The organism is Halobacillus sp. B29, from assembly GCF_052246755.1.
GTDB lineage: Bacteria > Bacillota > Bacilli > Bacillales > Halobacillaceae > Halobacillus > Halobacillus halophilus.
This window is the reverse complement of sequence record NZ_JBQQCM010000001.1, coordinates 42,756-67,713: the sequence shown is the minus strand read 5'-3', so window position 1 is coordinate 67,713 and position 24,958 is coordinate 42,756. Positions and strand designations below refer to the sequence as shown.

21 protein-coding genes are annotated in these 24,958 nt (G+C 46.6%); 2 read left to right on the top strand and 19 right to left on the bottom strand.

Going from position 1 to position 24,958, the window contains the following annotated elements:
- Nucleotides 1-116 precede the first annotated feature (116 nt).
- The 15 genes from gatB to ACTWP7_RS00235 form a co-directional block, all read right to left on the bottom strand.
- Entirely contained in the window at nucleotides 117-1,547 is a 1,431-nt protein-coding gene (gene gatB, locus ACTWP7_RS00305; RefSeq protein WP_443121537.1) for an Asp-tRNA(Asn)/Glu-tRNA(Gln) amidotransferase subunit GatB, read from the bottom strand.
- Nucleotides 1,544-3,016, bottom strand: a complete 1,473-nt coding sequence (gatA, locus tag ACTWP7_RS00300) for an Asp-tRNA(Asn)/Glu-tRNA(Gln) amidotransferase subunit GatA (protein WP_443121536.1) — start codon at nucleotides 3,014-3,016, stop codon at nucleotides 1,544-1,546. Before gatA ends, gatB begins: the two co-directional genes overlap by 4 nt.
- 11 nt (nucleotides 3,017-3,027) lie before the next feature.
- The gene (gatC, locus tag ACTWP7_RS00295) at nucleotides 3,028-3,318 is read right to left on the bottom strand and encodes an Asp-tRNA(Asn)/Glu-tRNA(Gln) amidotransferase subunit GatC (RefSeq protein WP_014641890.1); all 291 of its coding nucleotides are present in this window, start codon (nucleotides 3,316-3,318) and stop codon (nucleotides 3,028-3,030) included.
- Nucleotides 3,319-4,234: 916 nt separating this feature from the next.
- Nucleotides 4,235-5,746: a sodium/proline symporter PutP gene (gene putP / locus ACTWP7_RS00290; protein ID WP_443121535.1), complete on the bottom strand. Its 1,512-nt coding sequence runs from the start codon at nucleotides 5,744-5,746 to the stop codon at nucleotides 4,235-4,237.
- Nucleotides 5,747-5,752: 6 nt separating this feature from the next.
- Nucleotides 5,753-5,881, bottom strand: a complete 129-nt coding sequence (locus ACTWP7_RS00285; protein ID WP_014641887.1) for a hypothetical protein — start codon at nucleotides 5,879-5,881, stop codon at nucleotides 5,753-5,755.
- A 363-nt stretch (nucleotides 5,882-6,244) separates the two neighbouring features.
- Nucleotides 6,245-7,795, bottom strand: coding sequence for an L-glutamate gamma-semialdehyde dehydrogenase (gene pruA / locus ACTWP7_RS00280; protein WP_014641886.1), 1,551 nt, complete (start codon nucleotides 7,793-7,795; stop codon nucleotides 6,245-6,247).
- A 287-nt stretch (nucleotides 7,796-8,082) separates the two neighbouring features.
- The gene (locus tag ACTWP7_RS00275; protein WP_443121534.1) at nucleotides 8,083-9,234 is read right to left on the bottom strand and encodes a CamS family sex pheromone protein; all 1,152 of its coding nucleotides are present in this window, start codon (nucleotides 9,232-9,234) and stop codon (nucleotides 8,083-8,085) included.
- 117 nt (nucleotides 9,235-9,351) lie between these two features.
- Nucleotides 9,352-11,361 (bottom strand): NAD-dependent DNA ligase LigA, encoded by a 2,010-nt coding sequence (gene ligA / locus ACTWP7_RS00270; protein WP_443121533.1) that lies wholly within the window; start codon nucleotides 11,359-11,361, stop codon nucleotides 9,352-9,354.
- A 14-nt stretch (nucleotides 11,362-11,375) separates the two neighbouring features.
- Nucleotides 11,376-13,610, bottom strand: a complete 2,235-nt coding sequence (gene pcrA, locus ACTWP7_RS00265) for a DNA helicase PcrA (RefSeq protein WP_443121532.1) — start codon at nucleotides 13,608-13,610, stop codon at nucleotides 11,376-11,378.
- 16 nt (nucleotides 13,611-13,626) lie between these two features.
- Nucleotides 13,627-14,319: a heptaprenylglyceryl phosphate synthase gene (locus ACTWP7_RS00260; protein ID WP_443121531.1), complete on the bottom strand. Its 693-nt coding sequence runs from the start codon at nucleotides 14,317-14,319 to the stop codon at nucleotides 13,627-13,629.
- A 163-nt stretch (nucleotides 14,320-14,482) separates the two neighbouring features.
- A complete protein-coding gene (locus ACTWP7_RS00255; protein ID WP_443121530.1) occupies nucleotides 14,483-15,088 on the bottom strand; it encodes a YitT family protein in 606 nt (201 codons plus the stop codon).
- 60 nt (nucleotides 15,089-15,148) lie between these two features.
- Entirely contained in the window at nucleotides 15,149-16,252 is a 1,104-nt protein-coding gene (gene thrC / locus ACTWP7_RS00250; RefSeq protein WP_443121529.1) for a threonine synthase, read from the bottom strand.
- Nucleotides 16,253-16,902: 650 nt separating this feature from the next.
- Nucleotides 16,903-17,205, bottom strand: coding sequence for a YerC/YecD family TrpR-related protein (locus ACTWP7_RS00245; RefSeq protein ID WP_014641879.1), 303 nt, complete (start codon nucleotides 17,203-17,205; stop codon nucleotides 16,903-16,905).
- 20 nt (nucleotides 17,206-17,225) lie between these two features.
- Nucleotides 17,226-18,272, bottom strand: a complete 1,047-nt coding sequence (locus ACTWP7_RS00240) for a DUF3048 domain-containing protein (RefSeq protein WP_443121528.1) — start codon at nucleotides 18,270-18,272, stop codon at nucleotides 17,226-17,228.
- 39 nt (nucleotides 18,273-18,311) lie between these two features.
- Complete coding sequence (locus tag ACTWP7_RS00235; RefSeq protein WP_443121527.1) at nucleotides 18,312-20,057, bottom strand: adenine deaminase C-terminal domain-containing protein; 1,746 nt, start codon at nucleotides 20,055-20,057, stop codon at nucleotides 18,312-18,314.
- Between the two features lie 75 nt (nucleotides 20,058-20,132).
- Here ACTWP7_RS00235 and ACTWP7_RS00230 point away from each other — a divergent pair, with 75 nt between their 5' ends.
- Nucleotides 20,133-20,384 carry a YgaP family membrane protein gene (locus tag ACTWP7_RS00230; RefSeq protein ID WP_443121526.1) on the top strand — a complete coding sequence of 84 codons (252 nt, stop codon included), beginning with the start codon at nucleotides 20,133-20,135 and terminating at the stop codon, nucleotides 20,382-20,384.
- 68 nt (nucleotides 20,385-20,452) lie between these two features.
- Nucleotides 20,453-20,566 carry an EYxxD motif small membrane protein gene (locus ACTWP7_RS00225; protein ID WP_443121525.1) on the top strand — a complete coding sequence of 38 codons (114 nt, stop codon included), beginning with the start codon at nucleotides 20,453-20,455 and terminating at the stop codon, nucleotides 20,564-20,566.
- Here the strand turns inward: ACTWP7_RS00225 and purD are convergent.
- Genes purD through purM form a run of 4 tightly spaced genes read right to left on the bottom strand, consistent with a single transcriptional unit; the run spans nucleotide 20,540 to nucleotide 24,947 of the window.
- Nucleotides 20,540-21,805, bottom strand: coding sequence for a phosphoribosylamine--glycine ligase (purD, locus tag ACTWP7_RS00220; RefSeq protein ID WP_443121524.1), 1,266 nt, complete (start codon nucleotides 21,803-21,805; stop codon nucleotides 20,540-20,542). The genes ACTWP7_RS00225 and purD overlap by 27 nt on opposite strands.
- 18 nt (nucleotides 21,806-21,823) lie before the next feature.
- Nucleotides 21,824-23,353, bottom strand: coding sequence for a bifunctional phosphoribosylaminoimidazolecarboxamide formyltransferase/IMP cyclohydrolase (gene purH, locus ACTWP7_RS00215; RefSeq protein WP_443121523.1), 1,530 nt, complete (start codon nucleotides 23,351-23,353; stop codon nucleotides 21,824-21,826).
- The gene (gene purN / locus ACTWP7_RS00210) at nucleotides 23,350-23,928 is read right to left on the bottom strand and encodes a phosphoribosylglycinamide formyltransferase (protein WP_443121522.1); all 579 of its coding nucleotides are present in this window, start codon (nucleotides 23,926-23,928) and stop codon (nucleotides 23,350-23,352) included. The genes purH and purN overlap by 4 nt, the downstream gene beginning before the upstream one ends.
- Entirely contained in the window at nucleotides 23,925-24,947 is a 1,023-nt protein-coding gene (purM, locus tag ACTWP7_RS00205; RefSeq protein WP_443121521.1) for a phosphoribosylformylglycinamidine cyclo-ligase, read from the bottom strand. The genes purN and purM overlap by 4 nt, the downstream gene beginning before the upstream one ends.
- Between the last annotated feature and the right edge of the window lie 11 nt (nucleotides 24,948-24,958).

Below are 24,958 nucleotides of genomic sequence, written 5' to 3'. Positions count from 1 at the left end.
TAGCTCTTTTTCCTGAATTTGAAAACACTTTTTATAGTATATGATGGGTTTTCCTCATCCATACGAAAGCACGCACCAATCGCCGTGCGTGCTTTCGCTTAACCTATTGGCAGGCTTTAACGCTTCTCCATTTCAGCCAAAATAATTTTGTTTACCATCGGTGGGTTGGCCTGACCTTTGGTTTCTTTCATTACTTGACCGACAAGGAATCCGAGCGCTTTATCTTTACCGTTTTTATAATCCTCAATGGACTGTGGATTGTTATCCAGAATCGTCGTTACGATTTCGGTCAGCTGACCTTCATCGGAGATTTGGACGAGTCCTTTATCTTTAACGATCTTCTCAGGATCGCCGCCTTTTTCAACCAGTTCGCTGAAGACTTTCTTTGCAATCTTGGATGAAATCGTGCCATCTTCGATCAGCTTGATCATCTTCGCGAGTGAAGCTGGTGTAAGGGCAAGTTCATGAAGCTCTTTATAGTTCTTGTTCATATAAGCGGAAACTTCGCCCATCAGCCAGTTGGATGCCTGTTTAATATCGGCTCCCTCAGCAATGGCTTCTTCAAAGAAGTCGGATAGTTCTTTGTTATTGGTCAGCACCATCGCATCGTATTCTGGAAGATCGAGTTCTTCGATATAACGCTTCTTACGGGCAGCTGGAAGCTCAGGAATCTGATCGAAAATGCGCTGTTTCCAGGCTTCATCAATATGCAGAGGCACAAGATCCGGCTCGGGGAAGTAACGGTAATCGTCAGAACCTTCTTTCACACGCATAAGAATGGTTTCTTTTGTCTGCTCATCATAACGGCGTGTTTCCTGAAGGATTTCTCCACCGGAAAGCAGTTCTTTCTGCTGGCGCACTTCTTCAAACTCAAGTCCTTTTTGTACGAAAGAGAAAGAGTTCAAGTTCTTAAGCTCGGTCTTCACACCAAACTCTTCCTGACCGATCGGGCGGATCGACAGGTTGGCGTCACAACGAAGCGAGCCTTCTTCCATTTTACAATCAGAAACGCCTGTGTACTGGATGATATTTTTCAAAGCTTCCAGGTACGCGTAGGCTTCTTTTGGTGAACGGATGTCCGGCTCGGATACGATTTCGACAAGCGGTGTACCCTGACGGTTGTAGTCCACAAGGGAGTAACCATCATCACTGTGGGTCAGCTTACCGGCATCTTCCTCCATGTGAAGACGCGTAATGCCGATGCGTTTTTTCTCGCCATCCACTTCAATATCAATATAGCCGTTTTCCCCGATTGGCTGATCAAATTGGGAAATCTGATACGCTTTCGGGTTGTCCGGATAGAAATAGTTTTTACGATCAAATTTCGTGTCGGTCGCGATATCACAATTTAGAGCCATAGCAGCTTTCATCGCATAGTTGACGGCTTCTTCGTTCAATACAGGCAATACGCCCGGGTACCCGAGGTCAATCGGGTTTACGTTCGTATTCGGCTCATCTCCGAACATGTTCGGGGACGGGCTGAAGATTTTAGATGCCGTTTTTAATTCTACGTGGACCTCTAGGCCAATTATTGTTTCAAAATTCATGAGCGCGCACCTCCAAGGGACGGGCGTTGTTTATGGAATTCAGTAGCCTGTTCGAAGGCATGAGCGGTACGATACACACTGCTTTCATCAAAGTGGTTTCCGATGATTTGCAGACCGATCGGAAGACCATTGGAAGAGAAGCCGCATGGAATTGAAATACCAGGCACGCCTGCCAGGTTCACAGGGATCGTCAGGATATCGTTCGCATACATCGTCATCGGATCATCGACTTTATCGCCTATTTTAAAGGCTGGTGTAGGCGTCGTCGGCCCGATAATTACGTCGTAATCCGCGAACACTTTTTCAAAATCGTTCTTAATCAGCGTACGTACCTGCTGAGCTTTTTTATAATAAGCATCGTAGTACCCTGAGCTTAGCGCGAACGTTCCAAGCATGATCCGGCGCTTCACTTCGTCACCGAAGCCTTCAGCACGGGAGCGCTTGAACATGTCGAGCATGGTTTCCGCATCTTGTGCGCGCTTGCCGTAACGAACACCGTCAAAACGGGCCAGGTTGGCAGAAGCTTCGGATGATGCGATCAAGTAGTACGTGGATAGAGCGTATTTGGAGTGCGGAAGAGATACTTCTTCCCATGTTGCTCCAAGCTCTTCATATTTCTTAAGGGCAGCTTGAACGGCTTCCTTCACTTCAGAAGAAACACCTTCACTTAGGTATTCTTTTGGTACAGCGATTTTCAACCCTTTGACGTCACCTGTCAGAGCTTCACTGTAATTTGGAACCTCAACGTTCGCTGATGTCGAATCCATCTTGTCGTGTCCGGCAATGGTTTCCAGCAAGAACGCGTTGTCTTCCACATTGCGTGTGATTGGACCGATTTGATCCAAAGAGGAAGCAAAAGCGACTAAACCGAAACGGGAGACACGGCCATATGTTGGTTTCAAACCGACAACTCCGCAGTAAGCGGCTGGCTGACGGATCGATCCGCCGGTATCGGAACCGAGTGAATAAGGAACTTCTCCAGCTGCAACGGCCGCTGCTGAACCACCGCTTGATCCACCTGGAACGTAATCGGTATTCCAAGGGTTACGAACCGCGTCGTAGCTTGAGTTTTCATTAGAAGAACCCATAGCAAACTCGTCCATGTTGAGTTTACCAATGGTAATGGACTTCGCGTCATTCAACTTATTGACGACCGTAGCATCGTACAATGGATCGTTAAAATTACTTAGAATCTGGCTTCCTGCTGTGGTGCGGAGACCTTTGGTTACGATGTTGTCCTTCACACCAATTGGCAGACCGAACAGTTTAGCGGCGCTGTCGCCTCGCTGCTGATCGAGTTCTGCAGCCTGGGCGCGGGCGGCTTCTTCATTTAGCGTTAAGAAAGCCTTCACTTGCCCGTCTACCTCTTCAATTCGTTTATACGACTCGTCTACAAGATCCGTTACTCGGATTTCCTGATTATGTAGCTTCTCTTGAAGCTCACGTAATGTATAGTCAAATAGAGACATGATCAAACCTCCTATTCCAGTACCGATGGCACTTTGAATTGTCCATCTTTGTGCTCGGGTGCGTTATTAAGTACATCTTCTTTGTTCAGCCATTCTTTAGGCTCGTCTTTACGTAACACATTCTTCAGATCCAGTACGTGGGTGGTAGGAGCTACTCCCTCTGTGTCGAGTTCATTCAGCTGCTCGGCGTATGTAATAATATCGTCGAGCTGTTTGGTGAATGTATCGGCTTCGTCTTCTGAGATAGCAAGGCGTGCCAGGTTGGCTACGTGCTTCACTTCGTCTTTACTAATTCTTGACATAATGCGACCTCCATTTCGATCTCACATAATATATGATCATACCAAATATACGGCTTATGAATCAACGTGCGCTATTTTTACCCTTCTTATCTTAACATAAATGGTCTCCGGCTGTCTTAGCGTGCGCCGGTCTCCCTCAAATTAAACCTTTCCTTAGCCCAGCTTGTCCAACTAACCTTTTTGAGATCCGCTCATTATGATGTCGGAAAAATACTTGTAACCACTTATGATATATAAATTAAAAGCTCTGTCAGTGTTCCGGATTGATATCTAAGTAACGCTCCTATTACTTGAAGAATTGATTTCGAGGTGTTTGTTGAGCGGAAGGTCCGGAGGGGGACGATTTCGCTTTCCGCGGGCATGTGGTAAGCTTCCTCAGGCTTCGCCTTCCGGGATCTTACCGATCATGTTCATCCCACAGGAGTCTACATCGTCCCCCTCCGGACCTATCCAGATCAGAAACTCGAAACCACCAAAACACCGTTTGCTTGGTGAGAAAAAAGTATGGGATGAGGACTGTATTTTCATGCTAGAACGATGTGAACAAGCTTGTTATAGAAGCATTTAGGACCTATTTAGAAGGAGAGCATTATCTCTTCTGGAAGAGTCCGTTATTCTTCCGTGGCTGTGTTGGTGGGGAAATGGCGAGACTCCCATGGGAGAAGGAACTAGGTGAGATCCCGCAGGGAGTGAAACGAGCGAGGAAGCTCACCGTTCCCCCATAGGAAAGCGAGTTATTTCCCCACCAACCCTATACCTTTTAAGTGACGGACCACGATTTGTCTCGAAACTGAGTCTTCCAATCCGGCCCTTTTCTTTAACAAGTCTTTTACTAAAAATCAACATTAGACTTTAAAAGAGCGAAACAAAAAAAGATCTCCGGAAGTCCGGAGATCTTTTTAGCAGACTCATCTAATTAACGACGGGCTGCTTCATCAAATTCTTCAATAATTTCTTTCGGCGGTTCACCTGCAGCACTAACTGCAATGGCTACAATTAAGTTCAAGATGAAACCAGGTACGATTTCATAAAGATCAAAGATACCGCCGCTCAGGAAGTCACCCCATACAACAACGGTTACCGCACCGACAATAATACCGGCAAGGGCACCGTTACGGGTAATGCCTTTCCAGAACAAGGACAAGATGATGATCGGACCGAATGCGGCACCGAACCCTGCCCAGGCATACGATACAAGATCAAGTACAGAACTGTCCGGGTTTCCGGCAATCAATACGGCAATTAAGGCGATACCGGCAACCGCAACACGTCCAACCCATACAAGCTCACGCTCAGTTGCGTTTGGACGGAACAGCGCTTTATAGAAGTCCTCTGCAAGAGCAGAAGAAGATACAAGCAGCTGAGAGTCAATCGTACTCATAATAGCAGATAGGATCGCTGCAAGCAGGATACCTGCGATGACAGGGTGGAACAGAATTTGTGAGAAGGTAATGAAGATCTTCTCAGCATCGGCAAGCATCTGTACGCCGCCTTCACTCATAACTTCTGCATTGAACGTGCTTAAATCACTAATATCCGCTGTGTTAATGTAAGCAAGTCCTACAAGACCTGTGAAGATCGCCCCGTAAAGACCTAGAACCATCCAGCCTACACCGATAAAGCGGGCTTTCGGAACATCTTTAGGTGAACGAAGGGCCATGAAACGTACAAGAATGTGAGGCTGCCCGAAATAACCAAGACCCCAGGCCAGAGATGAAATAATAGCTAATGCGCCTACACCCTGTACCATGTTCAAGTGAGCCGGGTCGATTTGACCAACAGCATCGACAGCGTTGTTCCAGCCGCCAAGTTCAGAGATAGCTACAATTGGCACAGCAATTAGAGCCAGGAACATAAGGATACCCTGAACAAAGTCTGTCCAGCTTACGGCCAGGAATCCTCCAAGGAAAGTATATGATATCGTTACAATAGCTCCGAGCCAAAGAGCTTGTGTATAGCTTAATGCAAAGGAAGCTTCGAACAGCTTCGCGCCGGCAACCATACCGGAAGAGGTGTAGAATGTGAAGAATAATAAAATAACGGCTGCGGAAATAACACGCAGAATGTGGGATTTATCACGGAAACGGTTCTCAAGATAGTCCGGTACCGTAATGGAATCGTTCGCCACTTCTGTAAAGACACGCAGGCGGCGGGCAACAAACTGCCAGTTTAGATAAGCACCAATAGCGAGACCTACACCAATCCACGCTTCAGATAAACCGGATGCGTAAATAGCACCTGGAAGACCTAATAGCAACCAGCCACTCATGTCGGAGGCACCGGCACTAAGTGCGGCTACTCCTGGACCGAGACGGCGGCCGCCCAATACATAGTCAGATAAATCACTTGTTAAACGATATGCGGCAAAACCGATACCTAGCATACCAATTAGATAAATAATAAACGTTATTAACGTTGCTGTACTCATGTTTTTTTAGTCGCTCCTCTCAGTAAATAATGTAATAATGGATAAGATAATTAAGATAGGCATAGGGACAAACAACCAGAACCAGGTTGCCCCTGAAATGGAATATGAAGCAGCTGCAGTCGCTAGTTCAAACACATTTTCACCTCCTGTATGTCGTAATATGCACTCCTATGCACTAGTTTTTACTTGTGATACATATGTCATAGAAGTCTCAAAAGTCAAACACAAGTACAACTATATCATAGTATAATTACAAGAACATTGCAAAAATTGAGACATATTATCGATCGTGGATTTATATGCACAAATACTGTATTTATATACACATATTCGAGGAATTCACTATAAACATTCATTAAATTTTTTTAATTCTTATTGGTCACTTTACCATTTTTTATCTTTTTCTTCTTATTTTGCAGCTACATGTAGTATGCTCCATTTTCTAAAAAAAACCCATTCTCTGCTTTTTTTATTGCAGAGAATGGGTTTAATTATGATTTACAGCATTTCAGATGTGGTTTTTCCTTGCATATGGTGATACAGGTAGTCAGGTCCACCAGCTTTGGAGTCGGTGCCGGACATGTTAAAGCCTCCAAATGGATGGTAGCCGACAATCGCAGCCGTGCATCCGCGGTTAAAGTATAAGTTTCCAACGTGGAAATCTTCTCTCGCCTTCTCAATGTGCTGACGGTTATTGGTAATGACAGCACCGGTAAGCCCATAATCTGTGTTGTTGGCAATTTCCAATGCTTCATCAAAAGAAGAAGCTTTCATAAACCCTAACACAGGACCAAAGATTTCTTCCTGCATAATCGTACTGTCAGGATCAAGATCTGCGAAGACGGTTGGCTCAATGAACCAGCCTTTACTGTCATCGCCTTTTCCTCCCGCCATCAGTTTCCCTTCTTTTTTGCCGATCTCAATATAGTTGAGAATCTTGTCATAAGCCCCCTGATCGATGACAGGCCCCATGTAAGAGCGGTTATCTGCAGGGTTACCATGACTTACTTCATTCTTTGTTTTCTGAACAACACGATCGAGCAGTTCATCGTACACAGCCTCATGGGCCACCACACGGGAACATGCTGAACATTTTTGACCGGAAAAGCCAAAAGCAGAATAAGTAATGGCGTCAGCGGCCAGTTCCAAATCGGAATCTTTATCAACGATAATTGTATCTTTTCCGCCCATTTCGATAATGGTGCGCTTCAGCCACTTTTGACCTTCATGCACTTTGGCCGCGCGTTCGAAGATCCGGGTACCGACTTCACGAGATCCAGTGAAACTGATAAATCGAGTCCGAGGGTGGTCAACAAGATAATCGCCCACTTCTTTTCCACTGCCGGGGATGTAATTGATGACTCCGGCGGGAAGACCGGCTTCCTCAAGCACCTCCATCATTTTATAAGCAATAATAGGTGTGGAGCTTGCTGGTTTGAGTAAAACCGTGTTGCCGGAGACCATGGCTGCTGTCGTCGTACCGCACATGATCGCAAACAAAAAGTTCCACGGAGAAATAACCACGCCTACGCCAAGCGGGATGTAATGGAATCGGTTATTTTCGATCGGACGGGAATTTATTTCTACGCCTTTATCAATATCGAGCATCTGACGGGCATAGAACTCCATAAAGTCAATAGCTTCCGCTGTATCGGCGTCTGCTTCTTTCCAGGGCTTTCCGCCTTCTTTAACAAGATGAGCTGTAAATTCATGTTTACGCCGGCGGACAATGGCTGCGGCACGGAATAAGATGTCAGCACGGAACGAAGCTTTTGTTTTGCGCCACCAGCTAAAGGTCTCGTCTGCAATTCTATGCGCTTTTTCTGCGAGATCCTGGTTCGCTTTTGCGACGTATCCAATCACTTCTTTCTTATCTGCTGGATTCACCACTTCTATTTTGTCATCGGTCATAATCCGTTCGCCGCCGATAATCAAAGGGTACGTCTTTCCTAACTCTGCTTCCACCTGCTTAATAGCAGATTCAAGTGCTCTACGGTTTTCTTCAATACTGAAATCGGTAAATGGTTCATGTTTGTAAGGGACCACCATGGTTACCCGCCTCCTAAAGGAATAAATACATACAGACGCCGAGTAATTTTTTGAAAATTACCACGGCTTTTCCAAAGCTTATTTTACCGCAACTTCTCCTCTTCCACAAATCAAATAATCGCAAATAATCTGATTTAACTTAATTTAAATACTTAAACTAAATACAACTCTTCATACAGCAAAATTTCGTTCATATAAGTATAGTAAATCGAATTTGCTCGAAATTTGCAGATCTCTAAATATAAAAAAGCCACGTCGATGTTTAGCATCCACGCGGCCCAAGATAATTATTCATAGATATGAACGAAAGGTTCCTCTTTGCCCGCCTGCTGGACAATGAGGCTTTCCTGTTGATCCATACTGTTAATTTTTACTTCTACATCATAGTGGTCCGGGAACATCTCGACCACAAGACCGTACACATACTGAGTGAATCCGACAACTTCTGACTGGGAGCGGAACTGGATCGGAATATCAATAGACACTTGCTGAAGTTCATTATCCACATAAAATCCGTTGGCAATCATTCCTACGAAGTTCGGGAAGTAATCGGATACTTCTTCTCGGAAATCAGAAAAAATCTGCGAATCTTCAAAGTAGTCATTCTCCGCTTCCTTCGAAGGGAAAAGGACGTGTTTTTCATTAATGTCTTTCCAGTCACCAATTGATGAAGAAGAGCCTTTCACCATGGTTTTGCTAATAAATTGACCAGGAATTTTGGAACTCGCTTCTTCCTCTTCATAAAGGGCAAACACGATCGGCACATTCTTCAGCTCGTCTCGTTCTCTGAGTCGCTCTAGAATCGTTCCGGCATATTCTTTTCCTTTTTCCAATAGCTTTTCAGTAGAATGATCTTCTTTATAACTCCTTCCTTCAGCTGTGAAGTTATAAACTGTGCGCAAGGAAATGCCTATGGTTAACCCTTTCAATTCCACGACATCGTCATCTTTTTTAATGAGGTAATCCTGCTCGACAATGTTCGAAATATATTTAGGGTTTTTACGGAACTGCTCCACTGTCGCCTCGCCTTCATCAAGCTCCGGATTTAATCCGTCTTCGTTTTCTCCCTCTGCATATCTCGACAGCCATTCTTCAAGCAGCGTATCTCCGTTTAGAAACTGTCCAGGCTGAAAAAAGTATTCCTCCGGATCATAGTATTCCTTAGAATGCCGCCTGAGGCCTTGTTCAAACTCGGAGATGTCCATCCGGTTTCCCATCTGATTTACCGTGACCGACCGGGCTTTTGATACTTTCGAACGGTCTTCGGATAAAATCATGCGGTACGTTTCTTCCGATATGCTATGATTCGGAACGATCGATGCCTGATTGCTGTCTTTATCTTTTGTTTCCTGTATAACTTCATCCTTATTATCAAACACTGGCGTACACGCGCTAACCAAAAGCAATGAACCAACCAACAGTGCGTGCCACTTCCTCATGTATCCCACTCCCCATGTATTTACGTGAAACGATGATCTTCCGTGAATTGTGCCGGGCTTTCCTGCCTGTCCCCAAAGCTCCACTCGTTTACATTAGAGGAGTGGCGCCTGTCTGTTTTACTCCGGCTGAGGTACCGCTTGCTTAAACTGCTCTTCGTTCCATATCTCCACGCCCAGCTCTTGTGCTTTCGTGTATTTCGAACCGGCATCTTCTCCAGCAATCAGGATATCCGTCTTTTTACTGACACTTCCCGTGACGTTTCCACCCAGCTCTTCCACAATACCTTTCATATCCGAGCGTTTGTATTCTTCCATCTTTCCTGTAATGACAATCGTTTTATCCGCAAATGGAGAGTCCGCAGGTGCTTCCTGCTTCCTTGCTCCTTTGTACGCCATATTAATCCCCAGCTGCTTTAATTCTTCCAGTAACTGGATGACCTGAGGTTTATCAAAATATCTTGCGATCGAGTCCGCCATTTTTTCGCCGATTTCTGGAATGCCTTCGAGCGCTTCCGCATCAGCCGCTGCTAAATCATCCATATGTCCGAATTCCTGCGAAAGTGTATTGGCCGCTTTTGTGCCCACATAGCGGACACCCAGCCCAAATAACAAGCGTTCCATTGAATTTTCCTTGGAGATTTCAATGGAATTTAATAAGTTCTGGACCGATTTTTCACCCATGCGTTCGAGCTTCAGCAGTTCTTCGCGTTCCAGCTTATACAGGTCTGCGATCGTATGAATAAGCTTTTCTCTAAACAGCTGGGCGATGACTTTCTCTCCAAGGCCTTCAATATCCATCGCATTACGGGATACGAAGTGGATGAGGGCCTCCCTGAGCTGAGCCGGACAGTTCGGATTAATGCAGCGCAAGGCGACTTCCTCTTCTAAACGAACGAGCTTGCTTTCGCATTCCGGGCAGAATTCCGGCATATGGTACGGTTCCTCTTCACCACTACGCTCATCCTCAACAACACGAACCACTTCTGGTATGATGTCGCCGGCTTTTTTAATCACCACGGTGTCTCCGATCCGAATATCCCGCTCACGTATTAAGTCCTCATTGTGAAGAGAGGCGCGCTGAACCGTTGTGCCCGCTACTTTGACCGGTTCTAAAATCGCGGTAGGCGTCACCACTCCAGTACGGCCGACACTCAGTTCAATATCTTTAAGAGTTGTGATCGCTTCTTCAGCCGGGAACTTATAAGCCGTTGCCCAGCGTGGGCTTTTCGCGGTAAAGCCAAGCGTGTCCTGCTGATCAAGACGGTCAACCTTAATGACGATACCGTCAATTTCATAATCGAGGTCCTGGCGTTTTTCTACCCAGCTATGAACATAGGCGATTACTTCCTCAATATCGTTACACTTTTTCCATTCTGGATTCGTTTTAAGCCCGAGCTTCTCCATTTGCTCTAGACGTTCACTATGGGCTTCGGAGGACTCATTCTGCCATTGGCCAATTCCGTAAAGAAAAATATCCAGATTACGCTTCGCCGCAATTTTCGGATCAAGCTGGCGCAGGGAGCCCGCCGCTGCGTTTCTCGGATTGGCAAAAGGTTCATCCCCACGTTCTGCACGTGCTTCGTTCAAAGAATTGAAGGATTGCTTCGGCATATACGCTTCGCCTCGGACTTCAAGCGTCTCCGGCTCCTTCAGCCTGAGTGGTATATTCCGAATCGTGCGGAGATTTTTTGTAATATCTTCACCGGTCGTCCCGTCGCCTCGGGTGGCTCCCCGGACAAACACACCATCCTCGTAACGGAGGGAAACGGCAAGACCGTCAATTTTTAATTCACAAACATAACTCACACCTTCATCAGTTCCCCCGCGCACCCGTCGGTCGAAATCGCGCAGTTCCTGGTCGTCAAATGCATTCCCAAGACTCAGCATCGGCACGTCGTGCTGCACTTTTACAAATGCATCGAGCGGCGCACCGCCGACACGCTGAGAAGGGGAGTCGGCCGTTTGTAAATCAGGAAACTCCTCCTCAAGCTCTATCAGTTCCTGCATTTTCTGATCATATTCGTAGTCAGGAACGCTTGGAGCATCGAGCGTATGATATTCATGGCGGTATTGTTCTAGTTCTTCTCTTAGGGAATCTATTTTTTTCTTTGCTTCATCTGCGTTCATAACCATCCACTTCCTTACGCTTTCGTAATCGGTGCATACCGGGCGAGTAGTCGCTTAATACCGGTTGGGGCTGGAAAAGCAATATCAAGCTCCATTGCATCTCCTTCACCCTGTACATTTACGACGGTCCCTTCGCCCCACTTTTTATGGGCAGCTTTATCACCAGGGTTCCAGGTAATCTTCTCCCCGCCTGTAGATTCTTTCGGCTGCGTTTTCTTCGCTGCCCGCTTCTTCGGCTGCGGTGCAGGGCCCTGTGCTCCTGCAGGCTCGCGTTTTTTATTAAAGAATGGCAGCTCTTCCGGCTGTTCTTTACCTTCTACCAGGTCCTCTGGGATTTCATTGATAAAACGGCTGATCGGATTCATATTCGTACGGCCGTATAACGTACGCATTTTCGCATGGGTAATGAATAGCTGTTTCTCTGCTCTGGTAATGCCTACATAAGCGAGACGGCGCTCTTCTTCCATTTCCGATTCTTCCATCAGGGCGCGGCTGTGCGGAAATACATTCTCTTCCATCCCTATGAGGAATACGAGCGGGAATTCAAGTCCCTTGGCGGAGTGAAGCGTCATCAGCGTAACCGTGTCATCACTACTAGGGTCTTCATTCATGGAATCGATATCCGCAATCAGAGCAAGATCTGTTAAAAAGGCAATTAGTGTCTTATCTTCACTGTTTTCTTCAAAGTTCTTCGTGACCGATTTGAACTCTTCTATATTCTCAAGACGGCTTTGTGCCTCTATACTTTTCTCATTCTTCAGCATTTCTTCATATCCCGTTTTGGTAATGACATCCTGGACCATATCGGTGGCCGACAGAAATTCCTGCTGCTGGGTCCAGTTCTGAATCATTTTACGGAAGGCCATGATCGCTTTAGCTGCTTTTGCACTGACGCCAACGAAATCGACTTCCGCTGCCGCTTCATATAAAGAAATGTCATGGTCAGTCGCGTAAGCCATCATCTTATCCATACTCGTCTTCCCGACGCCGCGCTTCGGTTCATTGACCACACGCTGGAAACTAAGGTCATCATTCGGATTCGCGATTAGACGCAGATAAGCCAGCATGTCCTTGATTTCTTTACGATCGTAGAACTTCGTGCCGCCGATCATCTGGTAAGGTACCCCGGCTTTTACGAAGGTCTCCTCAATGGTACGGGACTGGGCGTTGGTACGGTATAGAATAGCTGCATCTTTATATTGAAAGCGTCCCTGTCTGATGAGATCCTCAATTTTATCTGTCACAAACAAGGCTTCCTCACGCTCGGTATTCGCCTGATGGTAATGGATTTTATCTCCGCCGTTATTATCCGTCCAAAGTCGCTTCGGCTTGCGTCCGCTGTTATTATCAATCACATTGTTCGCTGCGTTCAGAATCAGTTCAGTCGAGCGGTAGTTCTGTTCAAGCAGAATCGTACGGGCATTCGGATAATCACTCTCAAAATTAAGGATGTTCTGAATATCCGCTCCGCGCCAGGCATAAATGGACTGGTCGGAATCCCCTACCACGCACAGATTCTTATATCGGCTTGCAAGTTGTTTCACCAGTTGATACTGGGCATGGTTCGTATCCTGATACTCATCGACGTGGATATACTGGAACCTGCGCTGGTAATATTCCAGCACTTCCGGTACGCGGTCAAATAAAGACAAGGTCTGCATAATCAAATCATCAAAATCGAGCGACTGATTTTTGCGAAGCTTCTTCTGATAGCCTTTATAAATCTTGGCAATCTGCTCCTCATGCATGCTGCCGGCTTTCTGTTCATAGTCTTCCGGCGTCATCAGTTCGTTTTTCGAGTTACTGATCGCCCCGAGCATCGCTCTTGGATCCCACCGTTTTGGATCAAGATTAAATTCTTTCAATACCTGCTTGATCACAGACAGCTGGTCACTCGAATCCAGGATTGAAAAGTTCCGGTCATAACCGATCCGGTCGATGTCACGTCTTAAGATCCTTACACACATGGAGTGGAAGGTGGACATCCAGATCTTTTCTCCATCTTTTCCGACTAGAGATTCTACACGATCCTTCATTTCACGGGCAGCTTTATTCGTAAAGGTAATCGCAAGAATATTTCGGGGAGCTACATCTTTTTCACTTAATAAATAGGCAATCCGGTGCGTCAGAACGCGAGTCTTCCCACTTCCTGCCCCAGCCATAATTAGTAAAGGTCCTTCTGTATGGGTCACTGCATTTCGTTGTTCTTCGTTCAAGCCTTTAATCAAGGCATTCATTGCTTGTGCCATCGTACACCATCCTTAATCAAAAATTAGAATTCTTGGCTGCGCTGACGGTCTTTAAGGCAGCGTCAAGGTCTTCGTAAAGTACGTTTCCGACAACGATCACGTCCGCACAGGCACTCATTTCTTCTGCCTGCTCGCTGGACCTGATACCGCCGCCGTAAACGACTGTTGTATGTTGTAATTCATTGGTTATCTTTTTAACAAGCTCAGGATCTCCGTAAGTGCCGCTGTATTCTAAGTAAAAAACCGGCAAATGAAACATATGTTCAGCCATCCTTGCATAGGCGAGAACATCATCTTCATCAGGAAGATAACATTCGGCATGTTTGAACACTTTAGCTTCTTCATTTAAGACGCAATAGCCTTCAACCACCATCTGCTCCCAATCCATTATGTCGCCATACTCCTTCACCGCTTGATGATGAATATCGAGCATCCACTTTTTCTCACGGCTGTTCAGCACCATTGGAATGAGATACCCATCAAACTCAGGAGCAATTACTTCTATATCTGAAACTTCCAACAGACACGGCACGTCATAGGGCTGGACACGGTCAAACAAATCACTCACATTTTCAAAGGTTACACCGTCCGTGCCTCCGATAATCACAGCATCCGTACCTGATTCCAAGATCAATTGCAGGTCATGATCCGACAACGTCTTTTGCGGATCCAGCTTGAAGACATGCTTCCACTCGCTCAGTTTGTTCATTTCCGTCCTCCAAAAAAACTTTTGTCCATTCACTTATTATAGCAAACTTTGCTTACTGGGTTGAATGGATAAGGGAGATAAATTAACGAATGTTTTATGTCTGCCGGCTTAAGAGGGCATACCTCCGTATGGATGGACTTTTTAACCCGAACAAAAAAGCCGTTCAATCAAAAATTGAACGACTCGGAAAAAAACGTGATGACGTGCACAGCATCGTCACCAGACCCACGCTTAATATAGTGATGGTGGATAGCAGCAGCGTTTCCATGGAGAAGACATAGCCGCTTATCCCAATGATCATAAGATCGATAAAGAATATCACAAAACCGACGTTCATTCGCGAGATATCCGCAATCATCTGGGCAAGGAGGTCCGTTCCTCCGGTGCTTGTCTTATGCCGGAGCATCAGTCCGATCCCTCCCCCTACGAACGCACCGCCTACGATGGAACTGAGCGCCGGATCAAGCGGCAGGTGATAGGCTCTGAGCCCATGAAGAACATCAATGAAAAAAGAGGAGATGAGCAGTCCATGAAGACTGTTATAAAAATAGGCGCGGTACCTGAACCAGGCTATAGTAAAAATCGGGATACTGCACAATATGATGGTGAAACCGACTTTCAAGCCCCACACGTAATTGGCAATCAGACCAAGTCCGATCATCCCCCCATCAAGCACATGATCCGGCATGAGGAAAAAGTTGATACCAAGCGAAATAAATAAGCTTCCTAACAGGATCATCAGGCCTTTTTTCAATAAGGATTTCATCATAAAAATCCCCTTTTTGGACAGGTTTCTTCTAGCCTATGCCTGTCCCGCCCTGCTTAGAAGCTATTTCTTAAACCCTGATCCGCACAGCACCATCACAACCGTTTCATCGGGATGGACCATTTCTGCTTTATGCTGCTGATAAGCCGCGTACGTAGCAGCGGTTGTCGGCTCTACATAGAAACCTTTGCCGGCTAGTTCTTCTCCTGCAGACGTTATGCCCTCCTCAGGCGCTGTCACTATGGTGCCCTTCGTATCTTTAACCGCTTCTATAATCTCTGGCCCGCGCATGGGATCAGCAATGGCAATCCCTTCGGCCAGAGTGCCACTGTTTTCTGCCTGGCTCACAGGCTCACCGTTTGTAAAAGCACGGGCAATCGGCGCACATGCCTCGGACTGGACACCAATTATTCTTGGGATCCGGTTGATGACGCCGGCCTCTTTTAAATTCTGAAATCCAATATAGGCTCCGAGCAGAAGTGTCCCATTCCCGACCGGAAGAATGAGGGAATCCGGCACCTGTTCCCCCAGCTGCTCCCAGACTTCAAAAGCAAATGTTTTCGTACCTTCATAGAAAAATGGATTGTACACGTGACTTGCGTAATAGAGGTTTTCTTTCTCCACTGCCTTTTTAGCTGCCTGGGCCGTATCCTCACGTGACCCGGGAATCTTATGGATATGAGCCCCGTGGGCTTCGATCTGGGCGAGTTTTTTCTCAGAAGTGGAATCTGGCACATAGATATGGCATCTTATACCGGCTCTAGCACTGTACGCGGCAATAGCTGTTCCGGCATTCCCGCTGCTGTCGGCAATGAGAGAGGATACACCGAGTTCTTTCGCTTTTGCGATTAAAACCGCAGCCCCACGGTCTTTAAAAGAACCTGTCGGCATGAGGTAGTCCATTTTCATCAAAAGGTTTGGATGATCAGCGTCGAGAGGGACGAGAGGCGTCATCCCTTCTCCCATGGTTATCGAGGTATATGTATCTGTGTTCTCAAAAGGCAGAGCTTCCTGATAGCGCCACATAGTTGCCTGTCTCTCTTTAATTTGGTTCATTGGGAATTTCACCGGATACGGCTTTATACGGAATATACCTTCTTCCGGCTTCCACTCCGTTCGATTCGGTATATATTCATTGTTCCACTTATCCACAAACACAGCCTTCATCCCCTACACTCCTATCATTATATATTCAAAATTTTTCGTCCCTGCATGACACAGGGTCGTTCGACGTTGCCACACGACGCGGCGCTCTTAGTCGAACTTCCACCCTTCCAGTAAAACTCCCGTTTGTTTAAGACTCAGTTTCGAGATAACTCGGGTCCGTTACTCTATGCGGAAGAGGGCTGGTGGGGAAATAACTCGCTTTCCTATGGGGGAACGGACCCCTTCTTTAGAAGTGAAGGTGTTGGACGTGATCCTTTCTAAATCCAGTGGTATCAGGCCTTTTCTAACAAAACCTAGAGAAAACAGAAACTCATGGCATGATTTTTATATTTCCTATCCAAGTGATTTTTGCCAATGTTTCGAGCCTCTCATTTCAGCAAGGTCCGGAGGGGATGATGAAGACTCCTGCGGGATAAACATGATCGGTGAGACCCCGGAAGTCGAAGACTGAGGAGGCTTAGCACATGCCCGCGGAAAGCGAATCATCCCCCGCAGGACCTTCACGGTAAACCAATATCTCGAAATTGAGCCTTACACAATCCAAACCTATAGGATAATAACCCTTTTATGAAAATCATCAAGGTTGTCTAAACCCGCCCATACAAAAAAACAGCCCAACTTAATATACGAATTGGACTGCTCCTGCTGATTTATTCCGTTTTCTTCTCCTGAACACGATCAAGCGCCTGGGTATAGGCGTCATTTCCGTAGTTCAAACAGCGCTTCACACGTGAAATGGTCGCCGTGGACGCACCTGTTTCCGTTTCGATCTTATGATACGTATATCCATCTCTAAGCATACGAGCAACTTCCAGGCGCTGAGCCAGGGATTGAACCTCATTCATTGTCGCCAGGTCATCAAAAAACTCGTAACATTCTTCCACATTCTGCAGAGAAAGAATCGCTTCGAACAATTGATCCAGCGTCTTCCCGCGTAATTTATCAATCTGCATGTGTCAAGATTCCTCCTTGGTTACTTTCTATATGTGGTTTCTATTCTAGCTTGTTCAGGGATAATATTCACCCAGGTTTTGCCCGGGGTGAAGCGAATGGGACGTCCATCTCGATAAGGCAGGATCCGCCCGTTCACATTTTTCCATTCTGCCTCTATTATTTTCCCTTTTCGTAATAGATACCCGTTTCCGCCGGAAGTTAAATCTATCGCCCTCCGGCCTTGTGAATCTATAATGGTATGTCTTGTTTCAACAATCCAAACGTTATCCACAGCTAACCGCTCGCCGTTCTCGTGATCGACTGAGGGCTTTCCGTCGCTCGAACGCTCGAAGTCTCCGTCCGCTTCTCGAAATGAATAAGTAACGGTTTCTTCAGGGCGCTCGGAGTAAATAACTTTTACTTTATCAATGGACGTACCTTCTGCGCTTTCCCTGTTTTCTTTTTCAAAAGGTAACGCCTCGATGCGATCCGGGTTTGTGTATTCCTTTTCTTTCATAAACCGCTCAATACCCTGCGTCAGCAAATAGGAATTGTGGGGAGCTTTTCTCCCAGTGGACCGTTCAAACAGCCAGCCGTTGTTATCATAGCCTGCTGCGTCCAAGTAAGGGAGACCGCTTTCAGCGACGTGACGGTTGATCGCTGTAGAAGCTCCGTGGTACACATACAGTGCGTCGAATCCAGAAGCCAGCTCATTAAAATACGGTCTGGCACTTCTCACTGGTCCTATTGTATCAGGTAGTTGACTATGAAATAAAGCTAAAAAACGGGTGATCTGAGCCTCTGCCAACACTTCGAAGACGATATCTGCCTCGCTTAAGCCGGATTGTGGCCGGGCTTTTGTATGATTATTAATCATCACAGAAACCACCCGATGATCAACCCTGTCCTCCGCAGGTTCTCCGGTTAATGGAAAAACATCCTCATCATCTTCAAGCGTCTCGTTTTCTGTAGAAACCCCATCAGGGGATTCTGGTGAAGGAGACGGCGCCTGAGGAGCCTCGCCCGCACAGGCCTGAAGAGGCATCAGCACACAACCAAACAGCAGCATCCAGGTTAACCTTCTCATCTCGCACTTCCCTCATCATTTTTTTCATATCATTCTATACTATCTCATGATGGAAGGATAGAGTACTTCTTTCTTTTTCACGTCCATGATACCAAGCGGTGTGATTCGTATATAGGGCAAATGCATAGAAGATAAGAAAAGCAGTGTGTACACAGGATCGGAAAATGAAAAACCGTACTCCTTCAAATATTCCTTCAGTTTGCTTTCTTCCTGCATTAAATCCTCAAGCGGCAGATCAGACATGATCCCGCCAAGCGGAAGAGGTAATTCAAAAACAACCTTTCCTTGATCCACGAGAACGATTCCACCGCCGATTTCTTTCATTCGGGAAAATGCTTTTTCAATATCCGCACGCGATTTCCCGATCAGGATAAGGTCTCCCGTGTTGGAGTATGAGCTTGCAAGAGCCCCCAGGGAATCCGTGAATCCTTTGAGCAGGGTGTTTACGGTCCATTTACCCTCCCGGTCCATGAGCATGAGAAAGGCTTCATCTGTATCGTCTGGAAGCTGTGATGTAGATGCATCAATATCAATCGCATAAGGTTTCATAATAACGTCATTAATCATCTTCATTCCAATCGGCATGGAGAACTGCATGTCCTGCTCGTTCATTTCCCAATCAAGATTTAAATGATCAATGCCATTCTTTTTCCACTGGATGGTGTTCTCCGGTTTGATGTCTTCTCCATCGCGCTTGACCCACTCCCCTTTAGCAATCACGGAATGCGGAGTCGGATCCTTGGGATCTGTCAAAAAGTTCAAGTGAGCCACGCGTCCGGAATTAATACTTCCTACCCGGTTTTCAATATTAAAGTGACGTGCCGGCTGATAGGTAGCCATCATGTAAGCATCAATAACGGGCACTCCGGCCTCTATGGCAAGCCGTATGCACATATTGATCAGTCCTTCACGATAAAAACCAGGCGTTGACCCATCGGTGGTGTACATCAGGTGATCATAGTGTGTATGATTCTTTTCCTTCAGACCTTTAAAAATCTCCGGAAGGTCCGGTCGTATAGACGAATAGCGGATTCCTGTCTGATAACCGACCGAAAGCCGCTTAATCACATCATCGGCGTTCATGGATTCGTGTTCTGAATCCATGCCTAACAGACGCATTTTCACGAGCGTTTTTTCGCTGGCTCCTGGTAAGTGGGCTTCAAGCGGCTTGCGGGCGCGTTTCGTCTCCTGCATCCAGTGCAGGATTTGTTCGTCGCCATTATATAAGACGTCCGTCCAGGCCGTGAGTTCGCCGCCCTGTATGACAGCATCGTGTTCAATCCAGGACACAACTTGCTCGTCGAAGGCTTCTCGTTCTTCGTGCCTTAAGACAGACTGGGGATCGAAGCGTGCCCACCAGTACATCGTAGCCGGTAAATCCATGAATTCTTCAAGCAGCGAAAACGCTTTCTCTTTTTTTGTTAAAAAAAGCCACATGAGATTATCGTTGATTAATGATGTGGTACCTGTGCGCGCTGCATATTCCGCTAAGCTTCGGGGATTATATAATTGAAAAGGATGGGCGTGGGGTTCAATATACCCCGGGACAATGTAACTGTCCTTTCCATTAATGATTTCTGTTCCTTCTAGATTGGCAGGAAGCTCCGAACCGGTATAAATGATGCGGTCTTCGTACAACCATATATGTCCAGTCATCCATTGTTTTAAATATACGTTTAAATAAGTGGTATGTTTAATTAATTTGGTTGGCGCATGCGTACCATCCATGACGCTTGCGTGTTCACGCAGCTGCCGGTTACGCCAACGGAATCGTGTTTCATTCATGGAGCGTCCTCCTATCGAGTCAATATGTACTATGGTAACACAGGAAGTCTTTATGTGGTAAGGAGGAAGCCGACCATGAAGCCAAACATTGGCATCATAAACTCAATGGTTCGTATTACAGCTGGATTAAGCATGCTGACGTTACTGACCATTCGAGCAAATAAGACAAGAGAAGTCCATCCTATGCTTGTTATCCTCGCATCAATGAAAGTAGCAGAAGGTATTGTCCGCTACTGCCCGTTAACGGCAGCTTTTGAAGAAATGGCTGAGGAAACAGACGGTATTGAACAAGGATGGCAGCAGAATTTAAACCAGTTCAGCAGTTAATGATGATGAAATCGGGTTAATCCCGAAATAAAAAAAGGACGGGGCACTCCCCGTCCTTCTTATAAAGGATGAAATCAATGGACTTTATGGAATATTTAACAGACGTCGGATTCGTTGTCATCACGATCATCGGTTCGATCGCCGCCCTATTTTATTTAGGTCTCCGTCGAAGAAATCGATGAATGTCCGATGTCACGGCGATAGAAAAAATCAGAGAACCCTTCGAAACAGGTCAAATAATCATAAACGCCATCCAGCGCCCGGGCAAGATTCTTATCTTTAGCACCTGCAAGCAGGACACGCCCGCCGCTGGATACATAGCCTTCCTCGTCCTTTTCCGTACCGGCGTGAACCGTAAACGCCTGATCGTGTGCTTTTAATACAGGTAACGGCCGTCCTTTCTCATATCCCCCCGGATATCCGCTCGAAGCGACGACCACCCCTGCACAAACCTCTTTTGACCAGGTAAGTTCAGGGTCCTTGCCTTCCAGAACATCCAGTATCACTTGCACAAGATCATTTTCAAGCAGCGGCAGAACGACCTGCGTCTCGGGATCTCCAAAGCGCGCGTTGAACTCGATCACTTTTGGCCCCTCGGGACTTTCAATTAAGCCGGCGTATAAAATGCCGGTAAAAGAACGTCCCTCTTTGACAAGAGCCCGCGCTGCCGGCTCGAGTATAGAAGAAACCGCCGTCTGATACGCTCCCTCTTCTAATTCAGGTACCGGAGCATAAGCCCCCATTCCGCCTGTATTCGGGCCTTGATCACCATCGAATGCCCGCTTATGATCTCTTGCAGGAATCATTGGGTACACATTTTCACCCTGGACGAAAGCCATTAAGGAAAACTCTTTCCCCTGCAAAAATTCCTCTACCACAATTTCTTCACTGGCTTCGCCAAACTGGCCGTCAAGCATCTCTTCTACCGCTTCGATCGCCTGATCTTCCGTTTCTGCCACGACCACCCCTTTACCAGCAGCGAGACCATCTGCTTTTACGACAATCGGTGCGCCTTTTTCTTTAATATATGCAACGGCAGGCTCAGCTTCCGTGAAGGCCTGATAGGAAGCGGTAGGAATCTCATACTGCTCCATGATCTGTTTCGCGAAATGTTTGCTTCCTTCAATCAGCGCGGCTTGTTGATTAGGTCCGAAAACCTTTAAGCCTGCTTCCTGAAAGGCATCGACGATCCCTTCAAGCAACGGATTTTCAGGACCGACCACTGTGAGGTCAACGTTGCATTCTTTAGCAAAACGAACTAACTCCTCCTGATCGGTTTCCGGTATAGCTACACGCTCAGCCAATTCTTCCATACCAGCATTTCCAGGTACGGCATAAACCATCGTTGCCTGTTCGCTTTCGGCAAACTTCTGAATGAGGCTGTGTTCTCTTCCACCGCGTCCGATGACCATGATTTTCATGCCTGTCCACCTCTTCCTCTAATGTTTGAAATGACGCATTCTAGTAAATACCATGGCGATGCCGTGCTTATCGCAGGCATCAATCGAATCCTGGTCACGCTTCGAACCACCCGGCTGGATGATCGCTGTAACACCAGCTTCAGCTGCTGCTTCGACCGTATCCGGCATCGGGAAGAAGGCGTCAGAAGCCATAATGCTTCCTTTCGCTTGCTCACCCGCCTGCTCAAGAGCAATTTTCGCAGCACCTACACGGTTCATTTGACCCGCACCGACACCCAGTGTACGGTCGCCTTTAGCAATGACTATCGCATTCGATTTCACATGCTTCACCACTTTCCAGCCAAGCTTCAAATCATGAAGCTCCTGATCGGTCGGCTTCCGGCTGGTCGCTACTTCAAGCTCCGTTACATCAACAGAACCTTCATCGGTATCCTGAACAAGCAGACCTCCACTTACACTTGTCAGCTTGTGCGTCTGCTGCTCTGCCTTTTTCATATCAACGGTAAGCAGGCGCAGATTTTTCTTTTTCGTCAGAAGGTCCAGAGCTTCCTGACTGAAGGAAGGTGCAATAATAATTTCTAGGAAAATCTCTTTTAATTTTGCTGCTGTGGCCTCGTCCACTTCACGGTTCAAAGCTACAATACCACCGAAAATGGAGACAGGATCTCCTTCGTAGGCCTTAACGTACGCCTCATATATGTTTTCACCCACGCCTACACCGCACGGATTCATATGTTTCACAGCAACCGCGGCCGGCTGTTCAAATTCAAGTACGACTTCAAGCGCTGCATTAGCATCCTGAATATTGTTATAAGATAGCTCTTTGCCGTTCAGTTGTTCAGCCTGAGCAAGAGAGGCACCTTCATAATTCGCTTTTTTATAAAAGCTTGCTGATTGGTGAGGGTTCTCTCCATATCGTAAGGATTGTACTTTCTCATACGTAGCTGTGTACGTTTCCGGGTAAGCTTCTTCCGTCTTAGTGGAAAAATACTCCGCAATCATGGCATCATAATTAGCCGTATGGCGGAAAACCTTCGCCGCAAGGTTCCGGCGTTTTTCATAAGTTATTTCATCTTGTAACCCGGCGATTACTTCATCATAGTCAGCCGGATCCACGACAACCGCTACATCTTCAAAACTCTTTGCTGCTGCCCGCAGCATCGTCGGTCCGCCGATATCTACATTTTCAATAGCGTCCGCTTCTGTTACGCCAGGCTTCGCGATCGTATCTTTAAATGGATATAAATTAACGGCCACTAGATCAATCGTCTGGATATTCAGTTCATCCAGCTGCTGCATGTGGTCGTCATTGCCGCGCTTGGCTAAGAGACCGCCATGTACGGCCGGATGAAGAGTTTTGACGCGCCCATCCATGATTTCAGGGAAATCGGTTATTTCAGAAATCGACAACACCGGAATACCTGCTTCTTCGATCGTTCGCTTCGTCCCGCCGGTCGAGATTAGTTCGTAGTCTAGTTCATGCAGCTGCTTCGCAAATTCTGTTAATCCTTGTTTATTTGATACGCTGAGTAAGGCGCGTTTCTTCATTTCGATTCCTCCTTGACCAGTAAAGACTGAATAACTTCCGGGTACAGGCGATGTTCGACCGCCTGAATTTTTTGTTTCACATCTTCTTCGGTATCGTCCTCTTTAATACGGATAGCTTCTTGATCGATAATCGGTCCGGTGTCCATGCCGTCATCTACAAAATGCACGGTCACACCGGTAACTTTCACTTTTTTATCAAGTGCCTGACCAATCGCATCTTTTCCTGGAAAGGCCGGCAGCAGAGAGGGATGAATGTTTACGATTCGGTTCTGATAAGGTTTAAGCAGCGTAGGGCCAAGCAGCCTCATGTATCCAGCCAGCACGATGTAATCGATATTTCTTGAGCGGCAGTCTTCAAGAAGAGCTGCTTCGTAGGCCGCTTTATTTTTATACACTTTCGGTGTAAACACGACGGTATCAATATCATGACGCTGGGCTTTTTCGATCACGGGAGCCCCGACACGATCACAGATCAAAAGAGAAATGTTTGCTTCAAGATCTCCTCTTTCAACGGCTTGAACGATGGCATCGAAATTCGAGCCTGCGCCTGAGGCAAAAATCGCTATATTTCTCATAACCAGTGAATTCCTTCCTCATCTGTAACCTGCCCGATAACCACCGGTGTCTCCCCAGCTTCCTGTAAAGCAGCAAGTGCCGCTTCCTTATGTTCTTTCGACACAACCGTAACCATTCCGATACCCATGTTAAACACACCGAACATGTCCTCTTCGGATAGGTTTCCTTGATGCTTTAAGAAAGAGAAAATGGAAGGAGCTGACCAGCTTGTCCGATCCACCTGTGCCCCGAGTCCTTCAGGCAGCGCGCGCGGAATATTCTCATAAAAACCGCCGCCTGTAATATGAGCAATACCCTTAATGGTGACAGCCTGTTTTAACCGCTGAATCGCCGGGACGTAAATCCGTGTCGGTGTAAGAAGCTCTTCTCCAAGCGGGCGCTGGAATTCAGGATACACTTCGTCCAGCTGCAGCTCACTTGATTCGATAATTTTTCGAACTAAAGAAAAGCCGTTAGAATGCACACCTGATGACGATAGACCAATAAGCACGTCTCCTGCTTGAATCGATTCCCCGGTCACCAGCTGTTTCTTATCGGCCATCCCTACGACAAAACCGGCCAGGTCGTATTCATCCAGCTCGTACATGCCAGGCATTTCGGCCGTTTCTCCGCCGATAAGAGCCGCTCCCGACTGTTCACAGCCATCCGCAATTCCTTTGACGATCTGTTCGATACGCGCTGGTTCATTTTTTCCACAGGCGATGTAATCTAAGAATAAAAGAGGGTCTGCTCCCTGTGCCGCAATATCGTTCACACACATCGCAACCACATCCACCCCGATCGTATCATGTTTATTCATTTCAAAGGCTAGTTTCAGCTTCGTGCCTACGCCATCCGTACCTGTGACGAGAACCGGTTGCTCATACTTCATTTCACTAATATCAAACAGCCCAGCAAAAGCACCAAGGCCTCCAATCACTTCTTTACGCATCGTTCGCTGCACATGTTTTTTCATGCGCTCGACGGATTGATAGCCAGCTTCCACGTCTACACCGGCCTGTTTATACGATTCACTCATCGAGGTTCCCC